The 23,846-nt window shown below is 68.2% G+C and carries 23 protein-coding genes and 1 tRNA gene; 9 read left to right on the forward strand and 15 right to left on the reverse strand.

The features are described 5' to 3' along the window. Positions 1–55: 55 nt before the first annotated feature. The 5 genes from ACFYRX_RS24865 to ACFYRX_RS24885 form a co-directional block, all read right to left on the reverse strand. Entirely contained in the window at positions 56–502 is a 447-nt protein-coding gene (locus ACFYRX_RS24865; protein WP_389103563.1) for a heat shock protein transcriptional repressor HspR, read from the reverse strand. A gap of 5 nt (positions 503–507) precedes the next feature. Beyond that, positions 508–1,692: a molecular chaperone DnaJ gene (gene dnaJ / locus ACFYRX_RS24870; RefSeq protein WP_389103565.1), complete on the reverse strand. Its 1,185-nt coding sequence runs from the start codon at positions 1,690–1,692 to the stop codon at positions 508–510. A gap of 45 nt (positions 1,693–1,737) precedes the next feature. Then, positions 1,738–2,379: a nucleotide exchange factor GrpE gene (gene grpE, locus ACFYRX_RS24875; protein WP_389103568.1), complete on the reverse strand. Its 642-nt coding sequence runs from the start codon at positions 2,377–2,379 to the stop codon at positions 1,738–1,740. After that, a complete protein-coding gene (dnaK, locus tag ACFYRX_RS24880) occupies positions 2,376–4,217 on the reverse strand; it encodes a molecular chaperone DnaK (protein ID WP_389103571.1) in 1,842 nt (613 codons plus the stop codon). The genes grpE and dnaK overlap by 4 nt, the downstream gene beginning before the upstream one ends. Positions 4,218–4,311: 94 nt before the next feature. Further along, positions 4,312–5,343 carry an MraY family glycosyltransferase gene (locus ACFYRX_RS24885; protein ID WP_389103574.1) on the reverse strand — a complete coding sequence of 344 codons (1,032 nt, stop codon included), beginning with the start codon at positions 5,341–5,343 and terminating at the stop codon, positions 4,312–4,314. A 192-nt stretch (positions 5,344–5,535) separates the two neighbouring features. On the opposite strand from ACFYRX_RS24885, the gene ACFYRX_RS24890 reads away from it, so the two are divergent. From ACFYRX_RS24890 to ACFYRX_RS24905, 4 genes are all read left to right on the forward strand, one after another. Then, positions 5,536–7,818 carry a heterodisulfide reductase-related iron-sulfur binding cluster gene (locus tag ACFYRX_RS24890; protein ID WP_389103576.1) on the forward strand — a complete coding sequence of 761 codons (2,283 nt, stop codon included), beginning with the start codon at positions 5,536–5,538 and terminating at the stop codon, positions 7,816–7,818. 113 nt (positions 7,819–7,931) lie between these two features. Further along, positions 7,932–8,906 (forward strand): Yip1 family protein, encoded by a 975-nt coding sequence (locus tag ACFYRX_RS24895; protein ID WP_389103578.1) that lies wholly within the window; start codon positions 7,932–7,934, stop codon positions 8,904–8,906. Positions 8,907–9,068: 162 nt separating this feature from the next. Beyond that, positions 9,069–9,809, forward strand: a complete 741-nt coding sequence (locus ACFYRX_RS24900; protein WP_389103581.1) for a hypothetical protein — start codon at positions 9,069–9,071, stop codon at positions 9,807–9,809. A gap of 98 nt (positions 9,810–9,907) precedes the next feature. Next, positions 9,908–10,321: an Imm10 family immunity protein gene (locus tag ACFYRX_RS24905; RefSeq protein ID WP_389103583.1), complete on the forward strand. Its 414-nt coding sequence runs from the start codon at positions 9,908–9,910 to the stop codon at positions 10,319–10,321. A gap of 38 nt (positions 10,322–10,359) precedes the next feature. On the opposite strand, the gene ACFYRX_RS24910 is transcribed toward ACFYRX_RS24905, so the two are convergent. Both ACFYRX_RS24910 and dcd read right to left on the reverse strand, forming a co-directional pair. Beyond that, positions 10,360–10,869 (reverse strand): phosphoribosyltransferase, encoded by a 510-nt coding sequence (locus ACFYRX_RS24910; protein WP_389103585.1) that lies wholly within the window; start codon positions 10,867–10,869, stop codon positions 10,360–10,362. After that, complete coding sequence (gene dcd / locus ACFYRX_RS24915; protein ID WP_037702868.1) at positions 10,866–11,441, reverse strand: dCTP deaminase; 576 nt, start codon at positions 11,439–11,441, stop codon at positions 10,866–10,868. The genes ACFYRX_RS24910 and dcd overlap by 4 nt, the downstream gene beginning before the upstream one ends. A 526-nt stretch (positions 11,442–11,967) precedes the next feature. Between dcd and ACFYRX_RS24920 the strand changes: the two genes are divergently transcribed. Further along, positions 11,968–12,041: transfer RNA gene (locus ACFYRX_RS24920), tRNA-Gly, on the forward strand. Positions 12,042–12,319: 278 nt separating this feature from the next. Here the strand turns inward: ACFYRX_RS24920 and ACFYRX_RS24925 are convergent. The 8 genes from ACFYRX_RS24925 to ACFYRX_RS24960 all read right to left on the reverse strand — a co-directional run bounded on the left by ACFYRX_RS24925 (position 12,320) and on the right by ACFYRX_RS24960 (position 18,872). Further along, on the reverse strand, positions 12,320–12,922 hold the full coding sequence (locus ACFYRX_RS24925; RefSeq protein ID WP_389103587.1) for an ASCH domain-containing protein: 603 nt from the start codon (positions 12,920–12,922) through the stop codon (positions 12,320–12,322). Next, positions 12,919–14,484, reverse strand: coding sequence for a GNAT family N-acetyltransferase (locus ACFYRX_RS24930; protein ID WP_389103589.1), 1,566 nt, complete (start codon positions 14,482–14,484; stop codon positions 12,919–12,921). Before ACFYRX_RS24930 ends, ACFYRX_RS24925 begins: the two co-directional genes overlap by 4 nt. Next, on the reverse strand, positions 14,397–14,999 hold the full coding sequence (locus ACFYRX_RS24935) for a GNAT family N-acetyltransferase (protein WP_389103591.1): 603 nt from the start codon (positions 14,997–14,999) through the stop codon (positions 14,397–14,399). The genes ACFYRX_RS24930 and ACFYRX_RS24935 overlap by 88 nt, the downstream gene beginning before the upstream one ends. A 69-nt stretch (positions 15,000–15,068) precedes the next feature. Further along, positions 15,069–16,223 carry a helix-turn-helix domain-containing protein gene (locus tag ACFYRX_RS24940; protein ID WP_389103593.1) on the reverse strand — a complete coding sequence of 385 codons (1,155 nt, stop codon included), beginning with the start codon at positions 16,221–16,223 and terminating at the stop codon, positions 15,069–15,071. A 33-nt stretch (positions 16,224–16,256) separates the two neighbouring features. Further along, on the reverse strand, positions 16,257–16,907 hold the full coding sequence (locus tag ACFYRX_RS24945) for a hypothetical protein (protein ID WP_389103595.1): 651 nt from the start codon (positions 16,905–16,907) through the stop codon (positions 16,257–16,259). Positions 16,908–17,113: 206 nt separating this feature from the next. Then, complete coding sequence (locus ACFYRX_RS24950) at positions 17,114–18,262, reverse strand: tyrosine-type recombinase/integrase (RefSeq protein ID WP_389103597.1); 1,149 nt, start codon at positions 18,260–18,262, stop codon at positions 17,114–17,116. Next, a complete protein-coding gene (locus ACFYRX_RS24955; RefSeq protein WP_389103599.1) occupies positions 18,262–18,474 on the reverse strand; it encodes a helix-turn-helix domain-containing protein in 213 nt (70 codons plus the stop codon). The genes ACFYRX_RS24950 and ACFYRX_RS24955 overlap by 1 nt, the downstream gene beginning before the upstream one ends. Positions 18,475–18,614: 140 nt before the next feature. Continuing rightward, entirely contained in the window at positions 18,615–18,872 is a 258-nt protein-coding gene (locus ACFYRX_RS24960; RefSeq protein ID WP_389103601.1) for a helix-turn-helix domain-containing protein, read from the reverse strand. Positions 18,873–19,354: 482 nt separating this feature from the next. Between ACFYRX_RS24960 and ACFYRX_RS24965 the strand changes: the two genes are divergently transcribed. From ACFYRX_RS24965 to ACFYRX_RS24980, 4 genes are all read left to right on the forward strand, one after another. Beyond that, positions 19,355–20,200: a helix-turn-helix domain-containing protein gene (locus ACFYRX_RS24965; protein WP_389103602.1), complete on the forward strand. Its 846-nt coding sequence runs from the start codon at positions 19,355–19,357 to the stop codon at positions 20,198–20,200. Positions 20,201–20,207: 7 nt separating this feature from the next. Next, entirely contained in the window at positions 20,208–20,897 is a 690-nt protein-coding gene (locus tag ACFYRX_RS24970) for a hypothetical protein (protein ID WP_389103603.1), read from the forward strand. Between the two features lie 517 nt (positions 20,898–21,414). Further along, positions 21,415–22,044: a plasmid mobilization protein gene (locus tag ACFYRX_RS24975; protein ID WP_389103605.1), complete on the forward strand. Its 630-nt coding sequence runs from the start codon at positions 21,415–21,417 to the stop codon at positions 22,042–22,044. Further along, complete coding sequence (locus tag ACFYRX_RS24980; protein WP_389103607.1) at positions 22,041–23,765, forward strand: relaxase/mobilization nuclease domain-containing protein; 1,725 nt, start codon at positions 22,041–22,043, stop codon at positions 23,763–23,765. The genes ACFYRX_RS24975 and ACFYRX_RS24980 overlap by 4 nt, the downstream gene beginning before the upstream one ends. Positions 23,766–23,846: the final 81 nt, after the last annotated feature.

A 23,846-nucleotide genomic window follows, 5' to 3' on the forward strand; every position in this document is an offset into this window, starting at 1 on the left:
GGCGAAGGGGCCCGGAGAGATCTCCGGGCCCCTTCGCACAGCTGCCTGGTGACGCCTAGTCCTTGGCCTTCTTCGGCCGCCACACCACCAGCGCACTGGTGTGCTGGACCTCCTGGTACGGCACCAGGTCGCGGCGGTACGACGCGTGCACCGCCGCCTCGCGCTGCTGGATGGCCGCGGCGGCACCCTCGACGGCGGCCTGGAGCTCGGCCACCCTCGACTGCAGCGCGGCGACCTGGTTCTCCAGCTCGATGATGCGCTTGATTCCGGCGAGGTTGATGCCCTCGTCCTGCGACAACTGCTGGACGGTGCGCAGCAGTTCGATGTCACGGGCCGAGTAGCGGCGGCCCCGCCCGGCGGTGCGGTCGGGAGAGACCAGGCCGAGACGGTCGTACTGGCGCAGGGTCTGCGGGTGCAGGCCGGAGAGCTGGGCCGCCACCGAGATGACGTAGACCGGGGTCTCCTGCGTCAGTTCGTACGGATTGCGTCGACGGCCGTCCACTCGAATCAAGCTCCCTTCGCGGCCTGGAACAGCTCCGCCCGCGGATCCTCACCCGCGGTCGCCTCGCGATACGCCTCCAGCGCGTCACGAGCCTTCCCCGACAGCTCGGTCGGGACACTCACCTCGACGGTGACCAGCAGATCGCCCCGGGTGCCGTCCTTGCGGACCGCGCCCTTGCCCCGCGCCCGCATGGTGCGGCCGTTGGGGGTGCCCGGGGGCAGTTTCAGTGTCACCGCCGGTCCGCCGAGCGTCGGGACCCGGACCTCGCCGCCCAGCGCCGCCTCCGAGAAGGTCACCGGGACGGTCACCGTGAGGTTGTCGTCCTTGCGGCCGAAGACGGGGTGGGCGTCGACGTGCACCGTGACGTACAGGTCGCCCGAGGGTCCGCCGCGCTCGCCGGGCGCTCCCTTGCCGCGCAGCCGGATCCGCTGGTTGTCGGAGACGCCCGCCGGGATGCGGACCTGCATGGTCCGGGAGGACTTCGCCCGCCCGGAGCCCTTGCAGATCTCGCAGGGGTTCTCCGCCATCAGCCCGCGGCCCTTGCAGTCCGGGCACGGGTCGGTCAGCGAGAAGCCGCCGCCCGAACCGCGGGCCACCTGCCCGGTGCCGACACAGGTCGGACACACGCGCGGGTTGCCGTTGGCGTCGCCGGTGCCCGAACACGCCTTGCAGGGCGACTGCGAGGACATCCGGAGCGGAACGGTCGCACCCTCGATCGCCTCGGTGAAGCTGAGGGTGACCTCGGTGTCGATGTCCTGGCCGCGCCGGGGCTGCACCCGCGTGGTGCCGGAGCTGCCGCGGTTGAACAGGCCCCCGAAGACGTCTCCGATGCCGCCGCCGAAGCCGCCCGCGCCCTGCTGGCCCCCACCCTGGGCGCCGCCTCCGAAGAGGTCGCCCAGGTCGAAGTTGAAGGAGCCGCCCGCGCCGCCCGGCCCCGGACGGAAGCCGCCGTTGCCGTAGAGCGTGCGGGCCTCGTCGTACTCCTTGCGCTTCTTGGAGTCACCGAGGACGTCGTTCGCCTCGGAGATCTCCTTGAAGCGCTCCTCGGCCTTGGCGTTGCCCTTGTTGGCGTCCGGGTGGAACTCGCGGGCGAGCTTGCGGTACGCCTTCTTGATCTCGGCCTCGGTGGCGTCCTTGGGGACGCCGAGGACCTTGTAGTAGTCCTTCTCGATGAAGTCCTTGGTGCTCATCCCCGACGCTCCCCCTTTCCGGTGTCCCGATCAATCTCTACGACTTCAGCCCTCCTCAGGGCCGTTGTCCTTGTCGTCGCCGGCCTCGGACTCGTCCTTGGCCGTCTGCGCGCCCGGCTGCGGTTCGGCCACGGCCACCCGCGCGGGGCGGATGGTGCGCTCGCCGAAGCGATACCCCGGCTGCAGAATCGCCACGCACGTCGTCTCGGTGACGTCGGGCGCGTAACTGTGCATCAGGGCCTCGTGGATCGTCGGGTCGAAGGGCTCGCCCTCCTTGCCGAACTGCTGCAGGCCCATCTTCGCCGCGACGGACTCCAGCGATTCCCCGACGCCCTTGAAGCCGCCGACGAGTTCACCGTGTTCGCGTGCGCGGCCGATGTCGTCGAGCACGGGCAGGAGTTCGGTCAGGAGGTTCGCGATGGCGATCTCCTTGACCGTGATCCGGTCCCGCTCCACGCGGCGGCGGTAGTTCTGGAACTCGGCCTGGAGCCGCTGGAGGTCCGCGGTGCGCTCTTCGAGCGCCTTGCGCACCTGGTCCAGCTGGGCCGTCAGACCGGCGATCTGGGCACTTGCGTCCCCGGCCGGGGCCGCCCCTTCCTGGGGGGCGGCCGTCGGCTCGGCGTCGTCGGGGGTGGCGCCGGAGGGGACGTCGGGCTTCTCGTCGAAGCCCGGGGTCTCCTCCGTCACGCGGCACCGTCCTTGCGCTCGTCGTCCACGATCTCCGCGTCCACGACGTCGTCGTCCGCCTTGGGAGCCTCGGCACCGGCGTCGCCGCCCGCGGCCTGAGCGCCCTGGGCGTCGGCGTACATGGCCTGGCCGACCTTCTGGGAGACCGCGGCGACCTTCTCCGTCGCCGTACGGATCTCGGCGGTGTCCTCGCCCTTGAGCGCGGCCTTCAGCTCCTCGACGGCGGCCTCGACCTCGGTCTTGACCTCGCCGGGGACCTTGTCCTCGTTGTCCTTGAGGAACTTCTCCGTCTGGTAGACGAGCTGCTCGCCCTGGTTGCGGGTCTCGGCGGCCTCGCGGCGGCGGTGGTCCTCCTCCGCGTACTGCTCGGCCTCCTGGCGCATCCGGTCGACCTCGTCCTTCGGCAGCGAGGAGCCGCCGGTGACGGTCATCTTCTGCTCCTTGCCCGTGCCGAGGTCCTTCGCGGTCACGTGCATGATGCCGTTGGCGTCGATGTCGAAGGCGACCTCGATCTGCGGGACACCGCGCGGGGCGGGCGGCAGACCGGTCAGCTCGAACATCCCGAGCTTCTTGTTGTACGCCGCGATCTCGCGCTCGCCCTGGTAGACCTGGATCTGCACGGACGGCTGGTTGTCCTCGGCCGTCGTGAAGATCTCGGACCGCTTGGTCGGGATCGTGGTGTTGCGCTCGATGAGCTTGGTCATGATCCCTCCCTTGGTCTCGATACCGAGGGACAGCGGGGTCACGTCGAGGAGCAGGACGTCCTTGACCTCACCCTTGAGCACACCGGCCTGCAGGGCGGCGCCGATGGCGACGACCTCGTCCGGGTTGACGCCCTTGTTGGCGTCCTTGCCGCCGGTGAGCTCCTTGACGAGCTCGGCGACGGCGGGCATACGGGTGGAGCCACCGACGAGGACGACGTGGTCGATCTCGTTGATGGAGACGCCGGCGTCCTTCATGACGTTGAAGAACGGGGTCTTGCAGCGCTCGAGGAGGTCCGCGGTCAGCTGCTGGAACTGAGCCCGGGTGAGCTTCTCGTCCAGGTGCAGCGGGCCCTCGGCGGAGGCCGTGATGTAGGGCAGGTTGATCGAGGTCTCGGTGGAGCTGGACAGCTCGATCTTGGCCTTCTCGGCGGCCTCGCGGAGGCGCTGGAGGGCCATCTTGTCCTTGGCGAGGTCCACGCCGTGACCGGACTTGAACTGCTGCACCAGGTAGTCGACGACGCGCTGGTCCCAGTCGTCACCACCGAGGTGGTTGTCACCGTTGGTGGCCTTCACCTCGACGACGCCGTCGCCGATCTCCAGGAGGGACACGTCGAAGGTGCCGCCACCGAGGTCGAAGACGAGGATCGTCTGGTCGTCCTTGTCGAGGCCGTACGCGAGCGCGGCCGCGGTGGGCTCGTTGACGATGCGCAGGACGTTCAGGCCCGCGATCTCGCCGGCCTCCTTCGTCGCCTGGCGCTCGGAGTCGTTGAAGTACGCCGGGACGGTGATGACCGCGTCGGTCACCTTCTCGCCCAGGTAGGACTCGGCGTCCCGCTTCAGCTTCTGCAGGATGAAGGCGGACATCTGCTGCGGGTTGAAGGGCTTCCCGTCCAGCTCCGTCTTCCAGTCCGTGCCCATGTGGCGCTTCACGGACCTGATGGTCCGGTCCACGTTGGTGACCGCCTGGCGCTTGGCCACCTCGCCGACGAGCACTTCACCGTTCTTGGCGAAGGCGACGACGGACGGCGTGGTCCTGGCACCCTCGGCGTTGGTGATGACGGTGGGCTCGCCGCCCTCCAGAACGCTGACGACGGAGTTAGTCGTGCCCAGGTCGATGCCGACCGCACGTGCCATGGTGATTTCCTCCAGCTGACTTGAGTGGAACAGGCTCAAGTGTGCACGACGTCCGCGACTCGGTCAACAGACCTGAGTCACGGGGGCTCAACTCTTATCCGTTCCTTACACGCAAGCTGGCTCTGACCTGGGTGTTCGTAGCGCGCCTAGGTCCAGGCGGGCGTCCACGCCGAGGGCCGTGCGGCTTGACGCGGAGCAGTCCGAGCACGAACACCAGCGCTCCGGCCGCCACCCACCACACCCCGCTCGCGGCGAGCCGGCCCAGATGCACGAGGACCCCGACGAGTACCCCGGAGAACGCCGCCGCACCGAGCACGACGGTCGCCCCCTGCGCAGTGAGCCCGAGACGGCGCAGCCGGTGCGCGAGATGGTCGGGGCCGCCGCGCAGCAGGGGCCGCCGGGTCAGGACCACGAGCAGGACGTCCGCCGCCACGACCGCCGTGAGCGCGAACAACACCCCGGCGCCGGAACCGAGTTCCTGCCCGGCACGGGTCGTCACGGCCGCCGACGCGAGCACGAACCCGGTGAACAGCGACCCGCACGCGCCGAGCCCCCCGCGCGCGGGATGCCAGTTCTGCATCAGGAAACCGGTCAGCGCGGCGGCCAGCACGCTCAGCAGCACGGCGAGCCCGTCCATCACCTCGGCCGCGGCGCAGGCCCCCACCCCGAAGGCGGTGACGACCCCGACGGTCCCGGCGAGCCCGTCGGCGTGGTCCAGCGCCTTGAACCCGAGGGTGACGAAGACGATCCAGCCGACGGCGAGGAGTCCGGCGGGCACGCCCGTCTCCTCGTACGGCACCACACAGGCCGCCGCCACGGCCGTACCGCCGACGAGGAACCGCGCCTTGACCCGCCGCACGTCGGCGACGAGCCCGAGCAGCGCCGCGGCGCCCCCGGCGACGAGCAGCCTGCCGACCTCGGGCTCGAGCGGTGCGACGGCTCTCCAGTCCCCCACGACCGCCACGAGACAGGTGGCCGTCACCACCGCCACGCCGCCCGACAGCGGCACGGGCCGCCGCCGACGCCGGTCGACGATCCCGAGGCGCAGGGCGGGCAGCCGCAGCAGTGCGGCGAGGACGGCGGCGAGGAACAGGGCGGAGGTGGCGGCGAGAATCCCATAGAGCACCAGGCCAAATTAACGCCGTATGTACCAATTCAGCATGAATAACACGATCGGGTTTTAAGGTAACCCTCAGCGATCCAGATCACTCCGCGTCCGGTTACAGTGCGGCGGAGGATGGGGGTACTCTCAGACGGATATAAGTTACCGCTTAGTAATGTCGCTCTAAGTACCCTCGCAGGCCCGAGGAGCCCCCAAATGCAACTCGCCGCGATCATCGTGTCGCTGGTTCTGATCGTGGTCGGCGCGGCCCTGTTCGCCCGCGCCCTCCTTCAGATCTACACCTTCATGCGGCTCGGCCAGGACGTGCCCGCGGGCACCCGCACCGACGAGCCCGGCCGGCGCACCGTCACCGTGGCCAAGGAGTTCCTCGGCCACACCCGGATGAACCGCTGGGGCATCGTCGGTGTCGCGCACTGGTTCGTGGCGGTGGGCTTCTTCACCCTGCTGCTGACGATCGTCAACGCCATCGGCCAGCTGTTCCAGGCCGACTGGATCCTGCCGGTCATCGGCGACTGGGCCCCGTACAACGTCTTCGTCGAGTTCATCGGCACGATGACGGTGCTCGGCATCCTGGTGCTGATCGCGATCCGCCAGCTGAACCACCCGCGCAAGCCGGGCCGCAAGTCCCGCTTCGCCGGCTCCAACTTCGGCCAGGCGTACTTCGTCGAGGCCGTCATCCTCATCGTCGGCGTCTGCATCTTCACCCTGCACGCGCTCGAGGGTGCCCAGCACCACGTGGACGGCTACGAGGCCTCGTTCTTCATCTCGTACCCCCTGGTCTCGGCACTGGAGAACCTGGACCTCTCCACGCTCCAGAACCTCACCTACTTCTTCGCCGGCCTGAAGATCGCGACCTCGTTCATCTGGATGATCACGGTCGCCCTGAAGACCGACATGGGCGTGGCCTGGCACCGCTTCCTGGCCTTCCCGAACATCTGGTTCAAGCGCAACGCGGACGGCGCGACCTCGCTCGGCGCCCTGCTCCCGATGACGAGCGGCGGCAAGCCGATCGACTTCACCGACCCCGGTGACGACGACGTCTTCGGCGTCTCCCAGGTCGAGCAGTTCTCCTGGAAGGGCCTGCTCGACTTCTCCACCTGCACCGAGTGCGGCCGCTGCCAGTCCCAGTGCCCGGCCTGGAACACCGGCAAGCCGCTCTCCCCCAAGCTCCTGATCATGTCCCTGCGCGACCACGCGCACGCCAAGGCGCCGTACCTGCTCGCAGGCGGCGGCAAGTCGATGGAGGGCGAGGAGAAGGCGTCCGAGGAGCAGCTGGCCGGGGTGCCCGCCGCGGCTCTCGCGGAGGCCGAGCGCCCGCTGATCGGCACGCTCGAGGAGAACGGCGTCATCGACCCCGACGTCCTGTGGTCCTGCACCACCTGCGGCGCCTGCGTGGAGCAGTGCCCGGTCGACATCGAGCACGTCGACCACATCGTCGACATGCGCCGCTACCAGGTGATGATCGAGAGCGCGTTCCCGTCCGAGGCGGGCACCATGCTCAAGAACCTGGAGAAGAAGGGCAACCCCTGGGGCCTGGCGAAGAAGCAGCGCCTGGAGTGGCTCAAGGAGGTCGACTTCGAGGTCCCGGTCGTCGGCCAGGACATCGAGGACCTCACCGAGGTCGAGTACCTGTACTGGGTCGGCTGCGCGGGCGCGCTGGAAGACCGCGCGAAGAAGACCACGAAGGCCTTCGCGGAACTGCTCCACATCGCAGGCGTCAAGTTCGCGATCATGGGCGGCGACGAGAAGTGCACCGGTGACTCCGCCCGCCGCCTCGGCAACGAGCCCCTGTTCCAGGAGCTCGGCATGGAGAACGTCATGGCGCTGAACATGGCGTTCGGCGAGGAGCTGGACGACGACGGCAAGGTGGTCCCGGAGTCCGCCAAGCCGAGGTCCGCGAAGAAGATCGTCGCGACCTGCCCGCACTGCCTGAACACGATCGGCAACGAGTACCCGCAGATCGGCGGCGACTACGAGGTCATCCACCACACCCAGCTGCTCCAGCACCTCGTCGACGAGGGCAAGCTGGTCCCGGTGACCCCGGTCGAGGGCATCATCACCTACCACGACCCCTGCTACCTGGGCCGCCACAACAAGATCTACACGCCCCCGCGCGAGATCATCGCCAGCGTCCCCGGTCTCCGCAACGAGGAGATGCACCGCCACAAGGAGCGCGGCTTCTGCTGTGGCGCCGGTGGCGCGCGGATGTGGATGGAGGAGCGGATCGGCAAGCGCATCAACAACGAGCGCGTCGACGAAGCCCTCTCCGTCAACCCCGACATCGTCTCCACGGCCTGCCCGTTCTGCCTGGTCATGCTGACCGACTCGGTCAACGGCAAGAAGAACGATGGCAAGGCGAAGGAGTCGATCCAGGTCGTCGACGTGGCCCAGCTGCTGCTGGACTCCGTCAGGACACCGGTCGACCCCGCGGACGCCGCGGAGTCGGAGAACGAGCCGGAGCCGGAACCGGTGAAGTAACGGTCACGGCCGCACAGTTCGGTGCCCCCAGGTCCTCCCGGGCCTGGGGGCACCGCCGTTCCCCTCAGGCCCCTCAGAGGTCCCTCAGAGGTCCCTCAGGGGCCCCTTAGGGGATGTCACAGCTCAGCCGCAAAGCCGTCCCCGAAACGCCCCGCCCCGCACGTTGTCCGCCGGGACCGGGTACGTTCGAAGACGTGGCTGGATTCAGGATCGGACGCGGCCGGGACAACGGCGCTCCTCACACGCGACCGCAACACCCTCCGTACGGGCAGCAGGCGCCCCAGGGACAGTCGTACGGCTATCCCCCCGCGCCCCCGCAGCCCCAGCCCTACGGCACCGCGGGCGCCCAGGGCCAGTGGACCCAGGGCGGTGGTGGAGGCTACGACGAGCCGGAGTACTTCGGCGCGGGCGCGGGCGCCCCGTACCCGCAGGGCCCGGACCCGTACGCGGCCGACAACCCGGGCCACACCCAGGCGTTCTCGGTCGGTGAGGACCCCTACAACCCGGGCGGCACCTACCGGGCGGGCTCGGCCCCGGCCCCGGCGGGCCCCCGTCTGCACTGGAAGGCCCTGCTGAGCGGAATCTTCACCTCCCCCAACCAGACCTTCCTCCAGATGCGGGACTACTCGATGTGGGGCCCGGCCCTCATCGTCACCCTCCTCTACGGCCTGCTCGCGGTCTTCGGCTTCGAGGGCGCCCGCGAGGACGCGATCAACGCCACCCTCTCGAACGCGATCCCGATCGTCCTCACGACGGCCGTCGCCATGGCCCTGTCGGCCTTCGTCCTCGGCGTCGTCACCCACGCCCTGGCCCGCCAGCTCGGCGGCGACGGCGCATGGCAGCCCACGGTCGGCCTCTCCATGCTGATCATGTCCCTCACGGACGCCCCCCGCCTGGTCGTCGCGATGTTCGCCGGCGGCGACGCGTCGTTCGTCCAACTCCTCGGCTGGGCAACCTGGGTGGCCGCCGGCGTCCTGCTGACCCTCATGGTCAAGGCCTCCCACGACCTCCCCTGGCCGAAGGCCCTGGGCGCGTCGGCGATCCAGCTGATCGCACTGCTGTCGATCGTGAAGCTGGGCACCTTCTAGGACGCCACGAGCAGAGGGACGCGGCGGGCCCCAAATGGGCGATAAGCCCCGCATGTCGCCCATAATTGACTACTCAGAGTCAGTTAATGTGACCGCTCCCGCACCCTCTGTAAGGAGCGCTCAGTGTTCGCTGGATCTCGTTCTGGTAGAAGCCGGAAGAGCGTGGTCGCGGCCGCTCTGCTGGCCGCCGTGATCGCCGCGATCCTCCCGGGATCGGCGGTCGCCGACGGGGGTGGCGGCGGTACCCCGGACCACTGGGGCGTGATCGCCCGCAACACGATCGGCTCCCCCGTGGCCGAACTGCGCAACGGCCCGTACGTCTCGGGCGTACCGGCCGCCTTCGCGAAGCCGCCGTTCGGGCGGGGAAGCCTCGGCATCGAGGTGGCGGACAGGTCCACATCGCTCAGCCCGCCGAGCGAGAAGGTCGACTTCGGCAACGAGGTGGACTTCGTCGGCAGCCGCATCCTGACGCTCCGCCAGGTCGGCTTCCGGGTCTTCCAGACGGGCGAGAACGTCGACTACGGCGGCGCGACGAACATGCCGAACATCAAGATCGAGATCGATCCGAACCTGCCGCTGCAGCCCAACGACAACTACTCCACGCTGGTGTGGCTGCCACCGGCGGTCCCGGCCGTCAACCAGTGGAGCCCGTACCTCGACGCCACCAAGACCGGCACCTGGTACCTCACGGGCGCCGAGACGGCGTGCAAGTTGGCGACGCCGTGCACCTTCACCGCGCTGAGGGCCTCGTTCAGCAGCCTCGGCGCGACACCGACGGTCTTCTCGGTCGCGGTGGGCAAGGGCCGCGACAACATGTGGATCGGCGCGATCGACGGCCTCCGGCTCAACAACCACATCTACGACTTCGAGCGGGACGGCGTGCGGAGTCTGCGCGCGAACTGAAGCGGTGCCACGCGCAAGGCGAGCGTGACAACGTCACCCGCCTTGCGCACCACAGGCCCTCCCGAACCCCTCGGTCGGCACGCTGATAGAACACGGTCATGACCTACAGGTTCGTTGCCCGCGCCGCCGGGGCGGAGATCGACTTCGACTATGACGACTACATCGAAGCGGGGATCGCGGAGGGGGAGGACGGCAGCGGTTTCGTGCTGCTGTTCCAGCGCAGGGCCGATGAGCCCGACGAGCAGGACGTCTCGCTGGGATTCGACACGCACTGCCTGGTCACCGCTGGCCAGGGCACGGCGTACGGATGCGTTCGGTCGGTCGAGCTGACCGGGAACGTCCTGAGGGTCTCCCTGGCCCCGGAGTCACTGCCCGCGCTGGGCCTGGACGACGCTGAGATCGAGGCCGTGCTGGAGGCGCCGGCCGAGGATGTCGCCCGCTTCCGCGAGGTGCTTCCGCAGGTTCTGACCTACGGGCGCGAGAACGCGCGGCCTGTCCACGTGGCCGTGTGAATGCCGAAAGCCCCGGCAACATCCAGCTGTTCGCTCGCTCAGAGAGCTTCCTTGGAGGGAGTGACCGGCTCCCCCGCCCTACGTACTACAGGCAAGACGCTCCACGGGAAGTTGATCCAGTCGTCCGTGCGCTTCCAGACGTACTCGCACTTCACCAGGGACTGGGACTTCTCGTAGATGACCGCGGAGCGGACCTCGGCGACGGCGTCGAGGCAGAAGTCGCGCACCAGCTTGAGCGTCTTGCCGGTGTCGGCGACGTCGTCGGTGATGAGGACCTTCTTGTCGGAGAAGTCGATGGCGTTGGGGACGGGGGCCAGCATGACCGGCATCTCCAGGGTGGTCCCCACACCGGTGTAGAACTCCACGTTCACGAGGTGGATGTTCTTGCAGTCGAGGGCGTACGCGAGACCACCGGCGACGAAGACACCGCCGCGCGCGATGGAGAGGACGACGTCGGGCTCGTACCCGTCGTCGGCGATGGTCTGCGCGAGCTCCCGGACGGCGGTGCCGAACGCCTCGTAGGTGAGGTTCTCCCGTACGGCGCTCATACCTGGGTCCGGTGGAAGTTGAGGAACGAGCGGGAGGCGGTCGGGCCGCGCTGGCCCTGGTAGCGGGAGCCGTAGCGCTCACTGCCGTAGGGGAACTCGGCCGGCGAGGAGAGCCGGAACAGGCACAGCTGGCCGATCTTCATGCCCGGCCAGAGCTTGATGGGGAGCGTGGCGAGGTTCGACAGCTCCAGGGTCACGTGTCCGCTGAAGCCGGGGTCGATGAAGCCGGCGGTGGAGTGGGTGACGAGCCCGAGCCGGCCGAGGGAGGACTTGCCCTCCAGTCGCGAGGCGAGGTCGTCGGGGAGGCTGATGACCTCGTACGTCGAGGCGAGAACGAACTCCCCGGGGTGAAGGATGAACGGCTCGTCGCCCTCCGGCTCCACGAGCCGCGTCAGGTCGGCCTGCTCGACGGAGGGGTCGATGTGGGGGTACCGGTGGTTCTCGAACACCCGGAAGAAGCGATCGAGGCGCACGTCGACGCTGGACGGCTGCACCATGGATTCGTCGTAGGGATCGATCCGCACTCGCCCGGCGTCGATCTCGGCCCGGATGTCCTTGTCTGAGAGAAGCACGCCCCGAGGATACGCAAGGCGCGCGGACCGACCACAATCGGACGGACCCGCGCGCCTGGCACTGAACTTCTCAGTGGAACTTCTCAGTGGAACTTCTTAGTGCTTTTCCAAGGTCACCTGAACGACACTGCGAAGCCGCGCACAGCGAGGACACCGGACGAGCCGTCCGGGACCGAGGCGCTCGGCCTGCTGCATCGGGAACGAAGCGGTGCTGAACACGTGCCCATCGGCACAACGGACCACGGTGCGCTCCATCAAGTTCTGGAGTCCCTTCCCCAAGAGCCGCGTCGGGCTGCTGCTCACCTGACGACAAAAGCCACATTACGGGATGGTCGGGGCGACCCTCCAGGCGGCACTCCGATCCCACCCGGACCCTCTTCCCCCACCCCACCGTACGCCCCAACTCCCGTCCCCCGCAGCCCCCATCCCACCCCTGCAACGCACACCGGCCCCACGGCTTCAGCGCCAGGGGCCGGGGATGAGGTAAGGTGACGTTGCGTTTCGACACCGGTCCGACCGGCGTCGCGCGGGTGTAGTTTAGTGGTAGAACATCAGCTTCCCAAGCTGAGAGTGCGAGTTCGATTCTCGTCACCCGCTCCATATTGAAACCCCAGGTCAGCGGCCTGGGGTTTATTGTTGTCTAGTCCAATTCGAGGACTGCGTGCCCTTCGCGTGCCCTAAGTGGAGGCGGAGGAACCACTCCGGGGTGCTCCCGCATTACCGCGAGAGACTCAACCCCTCAAGCGTCTCAAATGGCGAGACGCATTTCATGTGGCCTGCGTCACGCCAGGACGCTTGTTGGGTGAAGTTGCATACGCAAAAGCCCAGTTCGCAGACTCGTCAAGCCGCTCTCGCAATTTGACGAAGTGAACACTGCCCTACGAGGCAGGCCCGACCAACAGGACAGCGGAACGGAGCGCTGAGTGCCCAGCTCGGCTGCCCGGGCTTGACTGCAGCGAGTTACGCACGGCACCGCCCGCCGTATGGGCTGTGGAAGCAGCCGAGGCGGTTGAAGTCGCTCTGATGAGCCGATCGAGTAGGACGTCAGCCATGGCATGCCCAGTGACCAAGCCGTGGAGGGTGTCTTCAGCGATGTAGCGATAGCTCTGCGGTGGGTGGAAGGCGCCGCCGGCCCGAAGGTGGGCCAGCGGCACCGGTTCTTCCAGCCGCTCGGGAGCCTCCAACAAGAGTGCTGATGCTTGGGCTGCCCCATCCATGTAGGTGTCGTACTCGGCGCGGCTGATCCCTGTTTCGGAACGGTGCCGCTTCCACACCTCGGAGGGAGATGCTGTGTCAACGCGAGCAACGCGCGCAGTACCGACGAATGCCATTACCGGCGAAGTGGCGTAGAGAACGACCGGCGTGCCGGGAGGGACTGCCACTCTCTGACGACGGAGCTCCACCGACTTACGCCCATCCAGGATCGAGGTCGCAAAGCGCGGGTGCAGAGATAGCAGGAGAGCGCGTTCTGAGTCGGTCACCGTGCGGATCGGCCTTCCTCGTAGATGGCTTGGAACAGGGCAGACGAGATCTTGAAGACCGACTGTACGTTGAGGGTGTGACTCTGGCGGTCGGCCAGTTGTTTAAGTCGCTTGAGCGGAACGAAGTTCGGGAAGATCTCCGTGTCGGAGAAGAGAATGGCCCGGGCCTGGGCGTGGCCTTCGCAGTGCCTGAGGACGTCCGCGAGGTTCCACACGCCCAGGTGTTGAAAGCGCTGGTGGAGCTCAACAATGTCGTCGACGACGGTGGCATCGAACCGTGAGCAAGCGATGACCGACGACAGAGTGAGCGTCGGATCAGTGCTGGCGTACCACAGGATGCGGGCTGGCACTCTCTCGCCGCCGGAACGAGCAGCGCGATAGTAGACATGCTCCCGGCTCAGTCCTAGCTGGTCGCTGCGGGCCACGAGCCCCTCAGGGACTCCGAAGAGGTCGTACGCGTATTTCGGCTTGATCGGCACGAGGAAGGTCGGCAGCTCCGCATCAGTAATCTTCAGCGGCCACCAGGCCCGCTCGACAGCGGACGCCGCAGCCGCCGGCAGAGGAGCTTGAAGCTGGGGCAGCTCAAGGCCGAGCTGGCTGGCAAGGGCAGCCGCATGCTCATCAACGGTCTTCGTGTCCGCAACCTTGTCCAGAACGAAGGCGATCAGATCGTCTCCGAGGGGCTGAAACCCGTCCTCCTGGGCTGCGGCACGTACCGTGGACGGAAGATGCGGGTCGGTCAGTCGCAGGACCTCTGCGCCGACGATCCGGCAGTGCTGACGCAGCAGGAAAAGGATCTGCCGGGCGATGGTCTCGCTTAGTGCATGCCCGCCGACGACGCGTAGGAGCGGCACTTGAAGCTGCTCCTGTCCTCCCCCATGGCAGTACGTAGCGAAGAGCTGCCCCTGGTCGTCCACGATCTGCTGGCGCTCCCACCTGGCTGGCTGAGCCGCCAGCTCGCGTAGTCGCGATCTGAAAGCATTCAGACGTTCTCCGCCGGGTTTGTCGAGAAAAATCAGCTGCTCCTGCTCCCGGCCTGCCGCAACGGCCCTCGTCGTGTAGGAGGTGCCGAGGAGACGGCCTGGCTGATACAGCTGCCTACGCCGCAACTCGTCGAGGTGCAAAACGACGTCTGAGGGCCGCAGGATGCGGACGTTGCAGACCTGCTGGGCGGCCTCCGAGAGCCGCAGGAAGTTGTCGTCGCGGGTGACAACGTACGGGACACCGGCCGCGCCAGCCTCAGCCACATACCTAAGGTCCGATAGGTCATTCGGCTTGACGGGTAGCGTGATGCCCAGCTGCTCCCGAGCAAAGGTAATCAACTGGGGTACGAACTGGTCTGCCAGCTGTCTGTCGGATCGGGGGCGTCTGTAGGTGCTTGACACGCGCAATTGACTGCGTCGGTCGGTCTGCTCCGGGATCTTGCCGATCTCGGCTACAAGCTCAGGCAGGACCACCAACTCGACAAGTCCTGTCAGCCACTCCGCTCCAAGAGCCTGGGTCTCCTGCGAACCATTTCGGTTGTTCGCCGCGTGAAGGTCGGCGAACACGTTGCAGTCCATAGCGAGGTGAGTAGGGCCGTCGGCTCCAGGTCGGTGAACAGATCTGCATGACCGTGGTCACGCCACCACACAACGAGCGGCTTGGGGTCCTTGCCTCGACCATCGACCTCATCGCGGGGCTCGAAGCCGAGCTTCAGCCACATTTGCTCGTAACCGTAGTCTTTGCGGCACCTCACGATGATGCCGAGACGGTCCTGATGACGGCGAGTGATCTCGTCCACCAGAATCCGGGCCACCCCACCACGCCGCCGACTGGGATCGACGCAGAGGTGAGTCAGGCGAATGCGCTGCCCTGGGAGCCCGTACAGGGCGTAGCCGATGAGGTCTGGGCCCGCCACGGCAGCCAACAGGGTGTTCTGTTCAGCGGCCTGCTGGTAGACCGCCGGCGGCAGAAAGCCGAGCTTGCTCCTGAACCGATCGCCCAACTCGACGATGGAGGCCAGGAGCGCTGTGTTCTGGGGGCTGACGGGGCTGATGCGTATTGCGGCGCCGTATGTGGCCTCAGGGATCTGCACCGACCAAGTGTGACCCTATTTCCCTTATGGCGCCACGGAGTTGGGATCGCCCAGCAATGCTGGCAATTGTCAGCGGACCAAGGAGAGTCGCGGCCTGCCCTCGGAGTCGGGACGCCGCTGCCCCTCACCTTCCTGCGCAGTGACTACCAAACCGAAGATCAGATCATTGAGATCGGCAGGACACAGATGTAGTTGTCGGGCCACGTCCGCCGGGCGGGTGCCTTCGCTGCGCAGGGCAGTGAAGACCTTGCCCAACACTTGCGAGGTCTCTCGGGCAACCCCACTTCGGGGCTCCGACTTGCGGTAACCGAGGCGGCCGAGTTCCACACAGTGGGTTCGGTACTGCCACTCGGTGGTCAGGCCCAGTTCGTGCAACCGGTGGGCAAGAGCCATGGCGGCGACTTTCCAGCGCCGCTTGGCCTGCAGGATCCAGTTGGTGCTCGCCCCTCGTGGTGCGTGGGCCAGCACATCTGCTCGCGGCATAAGAAACGCGGCCGCAAATCTGTGGGCTTCGGCTTCGGCCTGGGGCCCATGTGGCATCTGTTCTTCGCCATGCAGGACGAGGTGACCGAGTTCATGGGCCGCATCGAAGCGCCCGCGTTCCGCGGTCTTCTCCGTGCTCAGCAGCACGAACGGGATCCCCCGGTCCCAGAACGAGAACGCGTCGACCTCTGGGCAGGCCCGGGAGAGCGAGAAGACGCGAACGCCGTGGGCCTCAAGCTGGTGCACCACATTCGGCATCGGGGCGTTTCCCAGTCCCCAACGGGCTCGCACCAGTGCGGCGGCTTCCTCCGCGGGACAGTCCGTACCTGCCGCCTCGCCGGGGTGTGGAATCTGGTCCTCGTCCGAGCCAAGACGGCTGAACGAGGTCAGTGACGGAATGTCGGGAGCCGGCAAGCGGAAGTGCTCACCGATCCAGTCCTGCAGCACGCTTGCGAGCCGCCCAGAGCTGAGAGCGATGTCCCGCTGGGACGCGGTCATCTTGCTCAAGGCGCGAAAGCTCACCGAGTCGACCGTCAGATCGGCCACCTCTTCGGCGCTGAAGAAGGAGGGGGGAAACTCCAGCGCCGTCGCAATCGCTTCCAGAGACGGCGGGCTGGGTACGGCCCGCCCGCTCTCGTAGTCAGACAATCTGCGTGGGGTCAGGCCGACCAACTGAGCGAGGCGAGTGACGGTGAGCCCTCGACGCTTGCGCGCCAGTACGAGCCGAGATGCGGTGGTCATGGGAGCGCCAAAGGGGAGGTCGGGGCAGGCCACTCAGGCCAGACGTTCAATGGGGATGTCGATGCCGCCCTGGTCGTCAGCGTCGTCGACGAACGGGGTGAAGCCCTCGAAGTCGATCCAGGGGAGGACGATCCGCTCGTGCCAGCTGCTGATCTTGCCACGGTTACCGGGGTCATTCGGGAACGACAGCTCCGCGTGCAGTCGGGTTCCCCGGTCAGTCTTGGCATGGTGATAAAGCAGGAACCAGGTAGGAACACCATCCCCGACGTCCTGTTGCTCGCCCGGAGCCTCAGGCTCGCCGAACAGCAGTAGCTGCCTGTTGGCCTCCACTCGCTTCATCACCGCGTTGCCTTTCGGGTAACGAGTGGAAGGCGTGAGCACGGCGTACCCCGTTTCAGGGCTTCCGCTGGAAGCTGTGATCGCGAAGTTGCCTGAAGGCGCGACGAGCAGCGGTACGTTGCTCGGGCTTGCGCTCGTCCATCCCTCAGGGATGTACGTCTCCCGCAAAAAGCGGATGGTACGCCCCCAGAAGATGTTGCCGGGCAGGGAAACCGGGTCCAACGGTGTGCAGAAGTTGCGCTCGGCCTCGGCTCGCCGCAGCGCATCTTCGATACCTTCGACGGACATTCCGAGCTCGGCGAGTCGGTTACGGGCCCGGAGGTCCTCCGCGTGCACGACAGTCATGTCCAACCTCTCGACGAGCTACCTCGACTTCCGGAAATCCTCCCTCAAATGAGGCCAAGAATCAAGAAATTAGGCTGGTCAGGGGCATCGACTACCTGAGGACGACGAGCAAGACGCCGCAAAGCGCCCAAATCGGCATCTCAGCCCATCCGGGGTACCGGCCGGATTAAGCACGGCGGCCAGCACCTCAGCAGGGAACCGGAACGTCATGCCTCCCGGGCACTCGGTTGGGTCGTCGATTCCCGGAGCTGAGCACGCACCTCAGCGTCGATACCCTGGGCCAACCGCTTCTGGTGCTTCGCCGTCGAATGCTGGTAGATCAGCTGAGCCCGCTCCGACGACTGCCCGGCGCGGACCATGAGGTCCTTCAGCTTGGCGCCGGTGTCGGCGGCCAGGGTGTTGCCCGTGTGGCGGAGGTCGTAGAAACGGAAGTTGGCGGGCATGCCGACCTTCGTCCGGGCCCTGCGCCACTTGCGGCCGAAGGTCGAACGGCGGAAGGGAGCGCCCTTCTCTCCGACGAAGAGGAGGCCATCGCGCTCCTTCTCGGCGAACCACCGAAGGTGGCGGCGCAGCTCAGGGAGCACGAAGTCAGGCAGGTAGACGGTGCGCTTGCCCGCGCGGGTCTTGGGGTCGCCGGTGACCCTCCTGCCGTTGGTCAGCTCCGGTGAAGCCTGGCTGACGCGCAGAGAGCATTCGTCGAGATTGACACTGTGGCGGCGCAGTTCGGCCAGTTCCTCCGGGCGGAGGGAGGCGAAGGCACCGAGCAGGACCATCAGGCGCCAGCGCGGGCCCATGGCGTCAGCGAGGTCGAAGACCTGCTCGATGGTGGCGGTGGGCCGCTCGTCGGCCTCCTCCTTGCCGGCGCCCTTGATGCGGCACGGGTTGCTGCGGAGCAGGTCGTCATCGACGGCGGTCTGAAGGATGGCCTTCAGCAGGCGGTACGCCTTGGCGACCGTGGTGGCGCCGGTCGCCTTCAGGCGTTCGGCCCGCCAGGTCCGGACGGAGGGCGGGGTGATCTCGTCCAGGTCCTTGCCGCCGAACGTCGGCAGAATATGGAGGCGCAGCAGACCGTCATAACGGTCGAGCGTGGTGGGGGCGAGGCCGCGTTCCTCCATCCAACGCAGCGCGTACTTCTCGAAGTTGATCGCGCCGGCGTCCGGATCACGCCATACGTCGCGCTCGATGTCCGCGCGGACGAGGTTGAGCCAGTCCTGGGCGTCGGACTTGGTCTCGAAGGTCTCCGGTGCCTTGTGCCGCTGGCCGTCCGGTCCGAGGTACCGGGCCTGCCATCGGCCGGAGGCGAGCTCGCGTACCGTGCCGAACTCGCGCCGCCGCTGTGGCTTGCGTGCCGCCATCAGGCCGCCCTCCCATAGCGGGTACGGCTACGACGAACCGGCTCGACGGTGCGCGCCTCGACGTACTCGGCGATCGCGCTCTCGGGGACGCGGACCGGGCGGCCGAGCTTCACGTAACGGATGCGGCGCTCGGCGATCAGGCGGCGAACGAAGCGCTCGCCCGTCCCGAGCAGTTCGCCGGCCTCGGCCACGGTCAGGAGACGGTCAGGCATTCGCGGGCACCTCCTGCGTGGTGCGGGCGATGTGCTGGGAGCGGGAGAAGGCAGGGGGTATTGCGGTTCGGCGCAAGGGCGTTTCGTCCTTTACTCGGGGGCGGTTCGGGTGGCAGACCATTCGGCAGGCGGCACCTGGGCTACGCGGCGCGGATCCCCTGGAGGAGGGCCAGGGGCGAAACCCGGAGAGCCTGAGAGAGGGCGACGAGGTCGTCGATGTCGCAGCGGCGTTGGGCGCGTTCGATGCGGGACAGCATTGTGTTGGTCATCGGACGGCCGAGCGCGGTGACGCGGGCGGCGAGCTCGCGCTGGGCGAGGCCGCGCTCGTTGCGGAGGATTTCGATGGTGCGGGCGGTCCGTATTCCGGCCGGTCCGATTTCCAGGGATCGTGCTGCCATAGCTCCATTTGTAGCTTCCATTCGCCGGTTTGGTTAACCGGCGATCGTCGGCTATGTTGCGCCCGGCGGACGGGCGGGAGTTACCTCCGGGCGGGGGTTCGGGCATCCGTGGGCGTTACCTTCGTCGACCCAACAGCATGCTCTGACGTGGGGTGTTGTGTTGTAGCTTGGCGCCGCGGCGGAAGTCAACGGTCTCCCGATGTGATCCTCCTGGCTTCGCCTGACGGGGCATTATTTCGGCAACGGCCGATTCAGGTTTATTATTTTGGCGATGCCTTGCCCTCAGTAAGCGTTCGCCGTCGGCTGTCTGATTTCTCGGCGGAATGCTGGACTTGTGTGGCATGGATGTGGCTGTCTTGGCTATACGACGCCACCAGCCCTCCCCGCACCTTCGGACCGGGGCTGTGCGCAACCCCCTCCCTGTGCATCGCCCGACAAGGGCCGACCGCACCTCCATGCCCCGACCCAGGAGCCGCCACCCGATGAGCTACGACGCCCGCGAATGGGTGTGGGACCACAGCGACAGCAAGGGCACCGCCCGCATGGTCCTCGCCCTGATCGCCGACCGGTGCCGCGACCGGCACTGCGTCGCGTACGCGTCCGTGCCCACCCTCATGAAACGCGCCAACGCCTCCCGCACCGCCGTACGCGACGCGCTGGCCAAGCTGATCGCCGACGGCGAGCTGGTGCAGCTCCCCGATCGCAAGGGGCCCAGGGGGGAGACGTACTACCGCCTCCCGGTTGCTGCCCGGTCCCTCGCCGAACCGGCCGCGGAGGGGGGTCGGAATCCGACCCTCCAGGGGGATCAGATTTCGACCCCCTGGGGGTCAGAATCCGACCCTGCCGCCCTCTTCGAAGGGGGGCCGGATTCCGACCCGGGGGAACGGAACCCGGCCCCCGGGGGATACGGATTCCGACCCGGAGGGGGTGCGGAATCCGACCCCCAGAACTGTAGAGAACCGAAGGTGAACGGTAAGAGCAGCAGCAGCTCTGCCCCGCTCATCTCCGCCACCGCCTGGCAGATCGACGACGACGCCCGAGCCTGGCTCCAGCACCACGGCCACCTCGCCCGACTCGGCGAAGACGCCCTGCACGCCGCCGACGAGAAGTGGCGCAGCTACCGGACTCCCTGGGCGCCCCGCACCGCCGCCGCGTGGGCCACCGACTGGCGTGCGTGGATCTCCCGGGAACACACCCCCACCCCTGGCCGCCCCAACCTGTACGCCCTGCCCGGCGGCACCCCCACCGCAGCCCCCGGCATGACGCGCTCCGAGGCACACATGGCCGCCCTGCTCGCCGCTCTCGACGAACCGACCGGAACGGAGTAACTCGCCTTTGGACCGACGCGAAGTCGCCGCCGTCCTCGCCTACATCGGCCGCCTCGACCCCCGCACCGCCCGCACCAACGCGGGCGAAGCCCGCGACCAGATCGCTCAGTGGCAGGAACTGCTCGACGACGTGCCCTTCGCCACCGCTCACGGCTGGGACGTCCGCGAGGCAATACGGGCCCACGTCCTCGACTCGCCGTACCCGATCCTGCCCGTGGACGTCGCCCGCAGATGGCGTGCCCACCGACGCGACCGCCTTGACCGGCACACCGACCCCACTCCTGGCGCCGATCCGGATGATCCGGCCGCGTGGCGTGCCGAGCTGCTCCAGTCCCGGAACGCTGTCGCGGCCGGCATGGCCGCCCCTTCGACGCATCGGCAGATCACACGCGGTGACCGGCCTCGCGATGTCGAGAAGCGCATGCGCGAGATCGGATCGTGTATCCCGCAGGCCGTACGCGCCGAGCTGGCCCGCTATCGTCCGAATCGCTCGGCGCGCGAGTCCGCCATCGATGAGGGAGTCCCGGATGCGCTCGGTGTCCGGTGCGACTGGTGCCACGCACGCGTGGGCTCCCCGTGTCGTCAACGCAGGGCAAGCCCTGACGGAGCCGCCCGGGGCAATGCCGTACGTGCGACTCCCCACCCGTCGCGTGTCGACCTGTCCGCCACCCGGAGGGACCAACGCCGAGCTGTGTGACGCCGTCCGGCTTCACTCCTTGCTACAGCTGGGTGGGCTGCAACCTTCGGTCCCGAACCAGTTGTACACGGTCCCGAGTAGCACTTCGGGGACCGCGTCCCGGGGACCGTGCCGACGGTTTTCGAGGACCGGTCCCCTCTGAAACCGCAGCTCAGATGGCCTTTCATGCCGGTCCCGGAGCGTCCGCAGCAGCGGGGACCGTCCCCGCAGTCGCCCCTTCGGTCCCCTCGGGGACCGGGACCGTGCAGTGGAACGGGGACGGTCCCCGTGACGGCGTGTCAGGGGGACCGTCCCCGACGAGCCTCGCATCCGGTCCCCAGGCGTCTGGGGACCGTGCACCGCAGGCTTTGGGGACCGGTCCCCGTTGCTCTCCTCGCAACCATGGCCCTGCCCCTGACGGTGCTTCGCGCAGCTCCCACACCCTCTCGAACTGCCCCGGCCACTGGCCACATCTGCCATCGCTCGGTGCCTCGACGGCTCAGCCCCCCTACCGACCACACACCCCGGAGAACCACACATGCACGATCGACACCATGACCAACCCAACCGGCAGGAGACGCCCACCGCTCCAGACAACCGCGCAGCAAGTTGGAGGTTCGGACACTCCCCCGCAGGGGGAGCGCCCGAACCCGACCCCGCCCCGGGGGCGGCGGGGCCCGCCCGGCGCCAGGGGGCGCCGGACGGGGAGGCTGCGACCGAGGGCGGATCGCAGCCAGGAAAGGCCGGCCGTACGCGCCGGACCAAGATCAAGGGGAAGGCGCGTCTGCGCGAGAAGAAGCAGCGCCCCGCTCAGAGCGTCCGCCTCAGCGATCACGAGCACGCCATCATCCAGGCCGGCGCCGATGCCGTCGGTATGAGTGTGGCCGGCTTCCTCGCGCACTCCGCGCTGGCCGCCGCCCGCGACCAGTCCCGCACCGCCGTCACCATCGCCACCGAACGCGATGTGCTCACCGAGCTGTTCGCCATGCGCCGACAGCTCGGCTGGGCCGGCAGCAACCTCAACCAGGTGGCCAAGGCGCTCAACTCCGGCGGCGAAGTGCCCTATTTCAAGGAGGTGCTCGCCGACGTCCACCGCGCGGCGAACGCCACGAAGAAAGCCGTCGACCGGGTCGCCAACCGCCAGGCGCAGGAGGGTGAGGCGGCTTGATCCCCAGCATCCACCGGCAGGGCAGCAGCACCCTCGGCCTGCTCCGCTACCTCTACGGCAAGGGCACGCACGAGGAACACGTCGACCCGCACCTGGTCGCCTCCTTCGACCACCTGGCCCCCGACCCCGGCCGCGACCCCTCGGCCACGAAGAAAGACCTCGCTCACCTCCTCGACCAGCCCCTCCACCTGCTCGACCAAGACCAGCGACCCGAGCAGCACGTGTGGCACTGCTCGGTGCGCGCCGCCCCCGACGACCCGTTCCTGACCGACGAACAGTGGGCCGAGATCGCCCGCCGCATCGTCGCGGCCACCGGCATCGACCCCGGCGACGGCGCAGGCTGCCGCTGGGCCGCCATCCGCCACGCCGACGACCACATCCACATCATCGCCACCCTCGTCCGCGAAGACGGCCGCCGCCCCGACCACCACCGCTCCGGCCAACGCGCCCAGGGCGAAGCCCGCCTCATCGAAGCCGATTACGACCTCCATCGTGTTGCCCCCGGCGACGGCACTGCGGCGAAGCGCACCACCAGCGCCGAGCGGCACAAGGCCGATCGCCTGGGCTGGGACCGCGCTGCGCGCGAGGAGCTGCGCGAGACCGTGCGCCGCGCGGTGGCCGGTGCCGCCTCCACGGACGAGTTCCTCGAACGCCTCAAGGACGCCGGGCTGCTCGTGCGTACCAGGGTCTTGCCCTCCGGCGACCTGAAGGGCTACATGGTCGCCTTGCCCGGTGACCGCAACGGGGACAAGGAGCCGATCTTCTACGCCGGCTCTACGCTCGCCCCTGACCTGTCCCTGCCCCGCATCCAGGCACGCTTCACCACCGACTCCACCCCACCGGGGACCGCCGACAGCGAGCGGCCGGAACGCTCTACCGCGTCCTCAGCACCCGCCGTGGCCCGGCGCACCACCGCCCACGCGGCCTGGGCGGCAGTACTCGTCCTCGACCACAGCACCGATGACGGCGCGGCTGCCGCCCAGATCGCCGCCGCCGGCGAGGTCCTCGATGCCCTCGCCAAGACTTCGGCCCTCCACACCCGCGGCGAACTGCGGCAGGCGGCCTGGGAGTTCGAGCGGGCCTCCCGCTCCCACACCCGAGCCGAGTTCCGCCACGCGCAGGACCTGCGCCGTGCAGCCCGCGACCTGGTGTACAGCGGGCCCGCGTTCGGACGAGGCGAGGACGGAGCCGGCACCGCCATGGTCCTGGACACACTGGTCTTCCTCGCCATCGCGGCGGCCCACTGGCACGCCCAACGTCAGCACGCCCAGCAGGCCGAAGCCGCGCGCCGGGCCGCCGCGCACCTGCGGGCCGCCTACCAGCAGGCAGCCGCCGAACCCCTCGCGGTGCTGCGTGAGCGTGGCCGCTATATCGCCCCCTCCCTGCGCCGCCACCACGCCACCACGGTGCGCGCCGTCCTGCCAGGGCTCGCCGAGACCGTGCTGGCCGAGCCCGGCTGGGACGCCCTGGCCGCAACCCTCGCCGACGCCGAACGCGCCGGCCACAATCCCCGCGCCCTGCTCGCCGAGGCCGCCGCCGGCCGGGAACTGGACACCGCTGATTCCGTCAGCGACGTTCTCGTCTGGCGTCTGCGCCGCACCGCGGATCTCCCGTTGTACGCCCCAGCCCAGGAAATCACCCGGGCCAACCGCCCCAACGATCACGTGTCTGTCGCGCGGACGAGGCCGGTACCACAGGCATCGCGGGCACAACGCCGTTGATCACTGCAAAGACAACGAACGCGACCACCGTCCCGGTACGGACGGCCGTCTGCTTGACCACTCTGCTGCCTCCGCCGGCGG

It is taken from the genome of Streptomyces sp. NPDC005374 (assembly GCF_042872225.1).
Taxonomy (GTDB): domain Bacteria; phylum Actinomycetota; class Actinomycetes; order Streptomycetales; family Streptomycetaceae; genus Streptomyces.